The organism is Thalassotalea ganghwensis (assembly GCF_053485795.1).
In genome coordinates, this window is sequence record NZ_JBQRUM010000034.1 from 1 (window position 1) to 9673 (window position 9673).

Consider the following 9673-nt stretch of genomic DNA (forward strand, 5'->3'; position numbering starts at 1 on the left):
AAACGAACTACTGTAAAAGAAGGCCTTAGTTGCAGCTAAGGCTTGGGTCTCACTTTACCTGAATATTGTAAATTTGGTGGGTTTATTATCCATACAAGCAATTAAACAGGGACAAAAAACAGTTGGCTTTTGCTCCTTCGTCGCTATTTTAGCCAACAATTTTTTTCCCATTAATGTGGGCGTTATACGAAAAAGGAACTTCAGCATAAATGTTTCGATTTCTAACTTTAATTTTTATTTTGTTGCCTATATCAGCTTATGGGTTGAGTGCTGAGAGGAAGATCCAACAAGTATCTATTGATGTAGGAAAATATAATCTTAGTTTTAACTTTATTTCAGGTACTAAGCCTGCGGTCTTATTTGAATCAGGTTCAGGCGTAGACTCTTCTCACTGGAATTCAATAGTTGAAACACTATCGACTAAAATAGATAACGCTATTATTACCTACGATAGAGCGGGTTATGGGTTAAGTGAGTTACCTAAATTTCCTTATGATATAGATAGTGAAGTTGAAGGGCTGAGAAAAGGGCTAGAAGATCTTGGGTACGCTGACTCTATAGTTTATGTTGGTCATTCTTACGCTTACTATCTATTAAAAATGTACGAAGCTAAATATACGGATTCTATTTACTCAATGGTTTACATTGATCCAATCACAATTACTTTTATTGAATCAATGGGGGGCATAGAAGAAGAATTAAAGCATTTTGATCCATCTTCTCTTCCAGATAACAACTTTGGTAAATCAATAATTAGAGAAACAAAAGGTGTTCCAGATACCTTTAATAAGGTTAAAGAAATTAAAACATCAAAATCAGCTAATTGCTTTGTTATTTCAGCGGAAAGTCCTGAATGGTCTTCTCAAAAAGAAATAAGTGAATGGAAACATGGTCATAAAGAGTTATCAAACCAATGTGGTAATAATATAATTGTTGCCAAAGGGAGTAATCACGATATTCCAACACATTCACCTGAACTTATAATTAATAAATTAGTAAGTATTTTAAAGCGGTGATAAATTTTCGTATAACATTCGTTAGGCTTTCAGTATGCATCGAACCTCAATGGATCTCTTGAATAAAAATATTTTTCTTTTGTGGCAAGGACAGCTAATAAGCCAGTTAGGAATGCAAGCCTATTCTATTGCGATGATGTTTTGGTTTATGGAGAATACCAACTCATCAGCCTTGATGAGTATTATGTTAACATTATCTATATTACCCAGTGTTTTTTTGGGGCCGATCGCTGGTGTGATCGCCGATCAATATTCACGTAAAAACATCATGGTAATCACTGATCTTATTCGAGGGACCGCCGTTCTTGTTCTATCCCTAACTATTTTAGGTGAATATGGTAGCCAGTTTTTTATCATTATGCTGTTTGCTATGGTCTCTTTAATAAACGGAATATCAAGAGCTTTCTTTCAACCAGCTGTAGATGCTTTCATTCCAGATCTTGTTACAACTGAAAAGCTTTCTAAAACAGTTGCATTCTTCCAGTCATCTACCCAATGCACAACAATAGTAGGCCAAGCAATGGGAGGGCTTCTTTATCGTGCCTTAGGTGCGCCAATTTTACTTTTACTTGATGCTATCTCATATTTTATATCTGCTTTTAGTGAATCTTTTATCAAACACGATTTTGAAGAGCATAAAAATAGAATTGGTATTAGCAACAAATACAAACAGCATAAAGCAGATTTAATTGAAGGGTTACGTTATGTCAAAAGCTGTAAAGGGATGCTTCAAACGATGATTTTTGCATCATCTATCAATTTTTTTATCGCTCCAATTATGCTCCTTTTACCCTTTTATGTAACTGGGCAATTATCAGAAGAGGCTCAATGGTACGGTTTTTTACTAGCAGCAATGGCACTTGGTAGTATTTTGGGGTATTGGCTGTCTGCGACTATTAATGTACAAGGTAACCGCAGAACCTTCATAATGTTTGCTTCAATGTTTATATTTTCATGCAGTTTAATGTTACTTAGTCAGACTGAATCACCCATAATTGCATTATTTGGTTTATTCATTGCGGGGTTAAGTCTAGGGGTGTTCAATCTACAGGCGATGACATTATTTCAAAAAAACACACCAACAGAGTTACGTGGGCGAGTTATGAGTTTATTAATGACTATATCTAGTGGATTATTACCATTAGGATTATTAATTGGTGGTGTTTTAGGTACACTAACTAACAATAACACTCAGTTAATTGTTGGGCTTTGCTCATTTAGTATCGGATTACTCACAATATTTACTAGTTTCAATTTAAATATAAGGAACTATATGTTTAACCCTGAAAGTTCTGGATTAAGTAAAGCCTAACACGGGTTTTCAAGTCGGACAAATTACAGTTGCCTTTTGTTCGTGCCTCACTTATTTTAGCCAACTGTAATTTGAAGTTTAAAACGGCGTTAGCAATATCGATAAATTTTTATAAAACAAAGGAGGAGATTAAAAATGGAACCATCAACAATTCTTGAGTGGGCACTCTATGTTGGGTTTGCCATACTAATTTTTAACTCTATAACAGGGTTCGATGAGGTAATTTCTAAAATAGTAAGCAAGTCGCCGACTAAAAAAGATTTAGCGTTAAAGGTTGAGCAACTAGAAGCGCGCGTTAAAAAACTAGAGTCAGGCAAGGTTTAAAATATTGCATACAAGGCATTCAACAGGACACTTTACAGTTGGTTTTTGTTCGTGCCTCATTATTTTAGCCAATTATTACCCCCCCTGAATGGGGAGTTATGTGCAATGGAGTGTATTTTGAAGTTTTTGTTTCCAATTCTGTTAATTTTTCTTTCAATACCTGTAAAAGCAGATGTTGATTTTAGAGTTCCTTCCCGAGATTACATAAACGAAAAAGGGGCTTGGAATATCTATTATGAAGCAGACATGAAAAGCGCCGATCCTGAGTTAGCCAAGGACGCACTTAAGAAACTTAAAAGTACCCTTAAAAAAAATTGAAACCAAGCTACCGGTACATTCAATTGGAAAGCTAAAAAAAGTGAAAATTTTTCTGCTTTGGGGGCAAAAATCTCCTAAAGGAGGTAAAAAAAAGTGGCATGCGGTATGTTAGAAAAGGTGAAACAAATAACAGGCCGCATTACGACCCTCGATGGGAAAATTCAGTCGTAATTTACAGTGCTGAGAATTTAATGTACTTAACCGAAATGTGGGCTAAAAAAGCAATTACTCATGAATTTGCTCATGCGTGGCACATTTTACATTGGCCTGATAAATATACAGAAATGGTTACTTCTTGGAAAAATGCTAAAACTCGAAATTTATATAAAAACGTTAAAGACTGTAAAAATAGGATAAAGCCTGAAGCCTGAAGCATATGCTATTAGGAACAGTTTAGAATACTTTGCTGAATTATCAGCAATGTATTTTGTAGGTGGTGACTACTTTCCTTACGAAAGAGAAATGCTAACCAGTTATGACCCTAATGGGGTCAAAATGGTTAAAAAGTTGTGGCAAGTTAGATAGCTGCACATAAAGGTAATTATGGAACGGACCTATAAAGCTTGGCTGGCGCTTTTTTTTGCTAATTTTAGCCAAGCATTTGTGAGCCCATTAGTAAGGCGTTTATAAACCTAAGGAGAGGAAATGGACTTCATTACACTTACTCACGTTTCGTTAGCGATTACAGGAGTAGTTAGCGGTGCAATAGTTATCACTCGTAGAAAAGGTGACGTTTTTCATACGTTACTGGGAAAGGTCTTTGTTTTAAGTATGGTTCTGGTCAATGTAACCGCGTTTGCTCTATGGCCCAAATACGGCTTTACTTTCTTTCAACCTTTGGCGCTGTGGAATTTAGTTTGGGTGTTACTTGGGTATTACTATGCAGCTAGAAAACCAAATAAAAACTGGTTAGTAAGCCACTATTATTTTATTTCATATGCTTATGTTGGTGTTCTCGCGGCAGCTGTTGCTAGAATTCCATTGAGTTTTGGTTTGGCTCCGGGTGAATCTGCATTTGTTTCAATTGCCGTTGTGTTTGGTATTTCTGTTTTTGTCATTGAAAAATTTAGCAAAAAAATCAGAAAGGTCGGTGTATAAAAAGACGGTCAAGGGCGGGCGTGATCTTGACCGATTTAGTAGACACCTCCTCATTATATTGAGGAGGCTACAATGGGTTAGGTCAGTTGTTATTATTGTTCACACCTTCGTTTGGTGTGATGAGTATTTAAAGTATATTTTATGGCGACGAACTACAAACTTAAAAGGTTACATGCAAGTAGGGACTTTATTGCCGATAATTTTCAAGACAGGCTCTGCTTGCTTGATATGGCTAAACATTCCTATATGTCACCCTATCACTTTTTACGTGCTTTCAAGGATACTTATGGAGAAACGCCGAACGAGTTTTTGATCCGTATTAGAATCGAACAAGCTAAAAATATGCTCATTACGGAAAATTTTAGTGTCTCAGAAGTGTGTGAAAAAGTAGGGTACGCTAGTTTAGGTAGCTTTTCTTCATTGTTTTTAAAACAAACCGGTATGGCACCTAGTTTTTATCGTCGTAAAATTTGGGCGTTGTCTTCCGAAGCATTTTGCTTTCCATTGCAGGCGATACCTGCATGCTATGCCTACCATTTTTTTGGCAAGTTTGTTAAGTGAGCAATATTGGAGAAATAATATTTTAATTGTTTCTGTAGAATAAAGGGCAATCAACAACAGGGAGTATAGAAATGATCACATCCATAGCACATACAACAATTTATGTACTTAATCAGGAGGAGGCACTTGATTTTTACAAAAACAAACTCGAGTTCGAAGTCGGTGAAGATATGAAAGTAGAAGGTGGCTTTCGATGGTTAACGGTGCATCCGAAATCTAAATCAGATCTACAGTTGGTATTAGCGGAACCAAAAGAAGGGCCGATGTTCACTAAAGACGCAGCTGAAAAAATCAGAAGTTTAATCGAAGAGGGCGCATTTGGTGCAGGTGTTTTCGAAACGGACAATTGTCAAAAAACTTATCAAGAGTTGGTCGAAAAAGGAGTGACGTTTATTCAACCGCCGACAGAGCAGCTTTATGGTATCGAAGCGATGGCCTTAGACAACTCGGGAAACTGGTTTAGTTTGGTTCAACGCTCATAAAACCTAACAAGTAAGGCCAGCAAGGTGTTACAAGCATCGTTTAAAATAAGGTCTTAGCTGGCTTTACTATCAATGTCGCATAATAACATAATATGACAAACTTACTGTTGCTCCATAAGTTTTCGGGGCATATATTCTATTTAAACGTAATTGGTTTAATAAGTTTAGTTTATGAAAATATTACATAAATGGATTATTTTAGCGGGCTTATTAATAACTGCCCTAATATGCTATGGTTATGGGGTTTCTCACCAAGCAGTGGCCTTTATCGTTTTAGGTGTCGTAGTGGAGCTAGCATTTTGGTGTGGTGTTTTTGGGAAAAAATGCCCACGTAATGAGGGTTCACTTCATTAGCATATATTGATTTTTTTTGAATATGGTCGCAAGGCTGAGTATACCATCATTCAAAGTTAATATAATTTTGAATACTCATGGAACAACAGCTCTTGAGCTCAGATAAATAGCGCTAATAAAAGGGATGCGTACATGAAACAAAAGGATATTGCTTTAATTTTAGCAACGTTATTATCTGCAAATGCTCAAGCCAATAATGTTGGGTTTTATTTTGGCAGCCAAATTTGGCATAGCAAGACATCCGGTAATATCAGTAAACAAGACACGACAAACGCATTAGGGTTTGACCGTGAATTACAACAAAGCTTGTTTATTGCAATTGAACACCCTTTTCCGTTACTTCCTTATATGCGCATTGCGAGAACTACGTTTAATTCCCTAGGTAAAAACAGCATAACGCAACAATACAGTGCTGATAATGAAACGTCGCATGTTGACGTTCGTACTGATAGGGATATCGAAGCGGATTTAAACCTTAACTTTATCGACTATACCTTGTATTACTCAATCTATGACAATAACGTCGTAGCTTTCGATTTAGGACTAACGGTAAGACGTTTTAACGGTGGTGTAGATGAAAAAGAAACCTCAACCATTGTGACGACAACTCGCGATTATATATGGGATGGCGAGGAACATGACGATCATGACTACCACAATATTATTGACACAAACACAAACGTTAGCACCACAACGATAAATGCAAAAAGCAGTGAAGCAATGTTGCACGTAGCGACAACGTTAAAGCTCCCAGTAAGCGATTTAAGTGTCTATGCCTATGGTGATTTTTCAATAGCCAATGATCGGACGATTTATGATTATCACATTGGTTTTAATTACGATTTAATTGACAGCAGGGTAATAGATTTAGACATGACCTTAGGGTATCGCGCCATGAAACTGGAGTTGATAGACTCAAATAACCTGTCGGCAGAAGTCGATGTTAACGGAGCTTTTGTTGGTTTCATTAGTCGCTTTTAGCACTTCAATAGTGTCTTAGTCTTAAAGCTGACGTTGAGAGTATTTTGTGTCATAGGCTATTAATTTTAATCTCGTTTAATTGTTAGGGAGAGGATATGAAAATTATTAATCTAGTTATCGGAGCCGTTTTTATTTGGATAGGCGGTGAAAAGGTTGCGTCAGAAAGTCCAGCAGTATTGGGGTGGGTCTTATTAGTCATCGGTGTTGTAACACTGCTTTCTGCTTTTGCTAGCACAACGGGTAAAGGGTCTCACTCGAGTGCCGATGGCGGTTCAAGTTGGGGTAGCTCTAGTGGTGGAGATTGCGGTGGCGACAGCGGTGGTTGTGGCGGGGGCGGTGGTGATTAACCGTAATAGTGCCGTAATAGTACCGTAATAAAGTATATAGTGTACTTGTAGTTAGAGCGTGTTACTCTTTGCGGTACAAATTTTGTTCGAGTTAAACGTGATTTAATCGAGGCGTAGCGAATACCGTATAGTTATTCTATACAAATGAGCCACAACAAAGCGTAAATCACGTTTAAACGAATCCGAAGGACAGCGCCCATTTGAAATTTCTACTTCGTTATTGCCTATTTATGGGGAATAACCACATTACATAGGCTCTGTCTTGTATAAACTTCAAATGAGCTGCTGCCAAAATGCACATCAAAGATCAACACGCTCTAGATTATATTTGCGATTAAATATTTTAAGTTTTTATTTAATGAGGGCAAGGTAATAACCTAGTAAGCTTAGGAGAGTGTATGTCACACCAAGGTGATTTAGTGTTGTTTTGCGGTAAGATGGGGGCTGGTAAGTCAACAAACGCTAAATCTGTTGCATTAAACCGCAATGCGGTGCTTATTTCAGAAGATGAATGGCTTGCCATGCTTTACCCAGAGCAAATACATTCGTTCGACGATTACCTTCAATTTTCAGCGCGATTAAAACCGTTAGTAAAGTCACATATTATCAATATATTGGCGACAGGCACCACAGTGGTGATGGACTTTCCTGCTAATACAAAAAAACAGCGAGAATGGTTTAATATGCTAGCTATTCAAGCTAAGGTTAAAGCTGAGCTTATCTACTTAAATGTCAGCAATGAAGTTTGTTTAATGCAACTTGCTAAAAGGCGAATAGCGCAACCACAAAGAGCCAAATTTGATAATGAAGAGATGTTTAACTTTGTTACCAAGTACTTTGAAGCACCTGTTTGTGATGAGTTTGCCAACATACAAGTTATCGAGAAGCGGTTATAGTCTTACATGCGATAAGTAGTAAGCTAACGTTGAAACTAGAGGGTGAATATTGTGGGTATTTTTGAAGTAACATTGGTGTTATCAGGGCTGCTTTGCGCTCTAGTTGCTGGTTTGTTATTTATCTACGCCATTGTGATTATGCCAGGCATAAGAAACTTGGACGACAAGCAATTTATCAAGGTTTTTCAAGTCACCGATAAAATCATCCAAGACAACCACCCATTATTTTTGTTTGTTTGGGTTGGTTCAGCGCTTTCACTTATCGTATGTGCGATAACGAGCTCATCAGTACTTCAAGGTATAGATTTTTACTTACTATTATTATCAACAGGTGTTTATCTAGCAGGTGTTCAAGCTTTAACGGTTATCATTAATTTACCATTGAATAATAGGTTACAAACACTAGACATTAACGCAATGACTGAAACGGAGCTTAGTCAAGAACGCTTGCATTTTGAGCCTCGTTGGAATCGGGCAAATCGGATCAGAGCGATACTCGCATGTGGTGTATCGTTAGTATTAATATCATTGGCATTAAGGTTCTAATGTCTGGCAAATAATATAAGATAACAGTCGTTTACAAAGGAAGGATTAAGATATGATGTTAAAATCGAAGCTAATGTCGCTAACGGTAATGGTGATGTTAATCAATGGATGTAGCGCTTACAGTAAAGATGATTACGGAGCAGCTGATGCGACTAAACCAGAATCTATGTGTGTAAATATGGAACCTGCTCAAGAAATGAAGTGTAAGGAAAGAGAAGACGCCTTGCTAATCGGGCTTGGGGCAGATAAAAACTGTAATCATCCCTATGAATATGAAAGAAACCGTTGTAAAAGCGAGCAAGCTAAGCAACAAAAAACGCTCGATGATTCACTTAAAAAACACACGGATAAATAGTATAAACGGCTATTGCATTGTCCAATACGACCAAGGGATACTTCATGAAAACGATTGGTTTACTCGGTGGTATGAGTTGGGAGAGCACGGTAGGCTATTATCGCTCATTAAATGAAGGTGTTAAACAAGCTTTAGGTGGCTTACATTCTGCAAAAATCGTCATGTATAGTGTTGATTTTCATGATATTGAACAACGACAACACCAAGGTGATTGGCAGGGAACCGCGCAAATACTGTCTCAGGCAGCACAACAGGTTGAAGCCGCAGGTGTTGACTTTTTATTAATATGTACCAATACCATGCATAAAGTTGCGCCGCAAATCCAAGCGGCGATTACTATTCCATTGCTTCATATTGCCGATGCAACCGCTCAAGTACTATCAGAAGCTGGCATCAAGCACGTAGGCTTATTGGGAACAGCATTTACCATGGAGCAAGAATTTTATAAAGGTCGTTTGCATGATAATTATCAAGTAGATGTTTCTGTACCTGAGCAAAAAGATAGGGAAATAGTACATGAAGTTATTTATCAAGAGCTGTGTCTGGGGCAGACAAAAGCGCAATCGAAAGCAGAGTTTTTACGTATTATTGAAGATCTCGCCAGTAAGGGAGCCGAAGCGGTTATCCTAGGCTGTACTGAAATTGGCTTGCTAGTAAAGCAATCTGATACTCAAGTGTTATTATTAGATACCACTGAAATTCATGCTCAAAAAGCACTAGAATTAGCTTTGATAAATTAGCGTGTCTATGAGTGTTAGTTAAATCGGATGAAAAACAATACGAAAAGATATTGGTGAATAACCGTCATTGTTTCGTTATTTGTTTCCGATGGCATAATGGGCACGATCGTTGGCTTAGCGTGGTGGGAAAACCCCAGCCAACTTATGTGGACTCCCTCTCGTCAACAACAAAAATCAAGTACAAAGAAATAAATGCATACTTATGTACGAGCTCTGCATTGAGAAGCTATCTCTGGCTCTTTGATATTTACGCGAACAGGTTGTCAAATCTATTAAGCGAGCGATAAGCTCTTAGTTGGCTACTGACTAAACCTGCTGATTTTTATCTTCGTTAGTGCATTTT

General features: G+C 37.5%; 14 protein-coding genes. All 14 read left to right on the forward strand.

Annotated elements, in window-relative coordinates:
* Positions 1-209 precede the first annotated feature (209 nt).
* The 14 genes from ACSLUH_RS18985 (at position 210) to ACSLUH_RS19050 (ending at position 9330) form a co-directional block, all read left to right on the forward strand.
* Positions 210-1016: an alpha/beta fold hydrolase gene (locus ACSLUH_RS18985; protein ID WP_448569955.1), complete on the forward strand. Its 807-nt coding sequence runs from the start codon at positions 210-212 to the stop codon at positions 1014-1016.
* A 58-nt stretch (positions 1017-1074) separates the two neighbouring features.
* Positions 1075-2328, forward strand: a complete 1254-nt coding sequence (locus tag ACSLUH_RS18990) for an MFS transporter (protein WP_448569957.1) — start codon at positions 1075-1077, stop codon at positions 2326-2328.
* Between the two features lie 135 nt (positions 2329-2463).
* Positions 2464-2652, forward strand: coding sequence for a hypothetical protein (locus ACSLUH_RS18995; RefSeq protein ID WP_448569959.1), 189 nt, complete (start codon positions 2464-2466; stop codon positions 2650-2652).
* Positions 2653-2769: 117 nt separating this feature from the next.
* Positions 2770-2970 (forward strand): hypothetical protein, encoded by a 201-nt coding sequence (locus ACSLUH_RS19000; RefSeq protein WP_448569961.1) that lies wholly within the window; start codon positions 2770-2772, stop codon positions 2968-2970.
* A 98-nt stretch (positions 2971-3068) separates the two neighbouring features.
* Positions 3069-3341, forward strand: coding sequence for a hypothetical protein (locus ACSLUH_RS19005; protein WP_448569963.1), 273 nt, complete (start codon positions 3069-3071; stop codon positions 3339-3341).
* 274 nt (positions 3342-3615) lie between these two features.
* Entirely contained in the window at positions 3616-4068 is a 453-nt protein-coding gene (locus ACSLUH_RS19010; RefSeq protein ID WP_448569965.1) for a DUF2306 domain-containing protein, read from the forward strand.
* Between the two features lie 141 nt (positions 4069-4209).
* On the forward strand, positions 4210-4629 hold the full coding sequence (locus ACSLUH_RS19015; protein WP_448569967.1) for a helix-turn-helix domain-containing protein: 420 nt from the start codon (positions 4210-4212) through the stop codon (positions 4627-4629).
* 71 nt (positions 4630-4700) lie between these two features.
* Complete coding sequence (locus tag ACSLUH_RS19020; RefSeq protein ID WP_448569969.1) at positions 4701-5111, forward strand: VOC family protein; 411 nt, start codon at positions 4701-4703, stop codon at positions 5109-5111.
* 486 nt (positions 5112-5597) lie between these two features.
* Complete coding sequence (locus tag ACSLUH_RS19025; protein ID WP_448569971.1) at positions 5598-6446, forward strand: TIGR04219 family outer membrane beta-barrel protein; 849 nt, start codon at positions 5598-5600, stop codon at positions 6444-6446.
* 95 nt (positions 6447-6541) lie between these two features.
* Positions 6542-6793 (forward strand): hypothetical protein, encoded by a 252-nt coding sequence (locus ACSLUH_RS19030; protein WP_448569973.1) that lies wholly within the window; start codon positions 6542-6544, stop codon positions 6791-6793.
* Between the two features lie 398 nt (positions 6794-7191).
* The gene (locus ACSLUH_RS19035) at positions 7192-7689 is read left to right on the forward strand and encodes a P-loop nucleotide/nucleoside kinase family protein (protein WP_448569975.1); all 498 of its coding nucleotides are present in this window, start codon (positions 7192-7194) and stop codon (positions 7687-7689) included.
* 51 nt (positions 7690-7740) lie between these two features.
* Positions 7741-8235, forward strand: a complete 495-nt coding sequence (locus tag ACSLUH_RS19040; protein ID WP_448569977.1) for an anthrone oxygenase family protein — start codon at positions 7741-7743, stop codon at positions 8233-8235.
* Between the two features lie 52 nt (positions 8236-8287).
* Complete coding sequence (locus ACSLUH_RS19045; protein ID WP_448569979.1) at positions 8288-8590, forward strand: hypothetical protein; 303 nt, start codon at positions 8288-8290, stop codon at positions 8588-8590.
* A 44-nt stretch (positions 8591-8634) separates the two neighbouring features.
* Positions 8635-9330 carry an aspartate/glutamate racemase family protein gene (locus ACSLUH_RS19050; RefSeq protein ID WP_448569981.1) on the forward strand — a complete coding sequence of 232 codons (696 nt, stop codon included), beginning with the start codon at positions 8635-8637 and terminating at the stop codon, positions 9328-9330.
* Positions 9331-9673 lie beyond the last annotated feature (343 nt).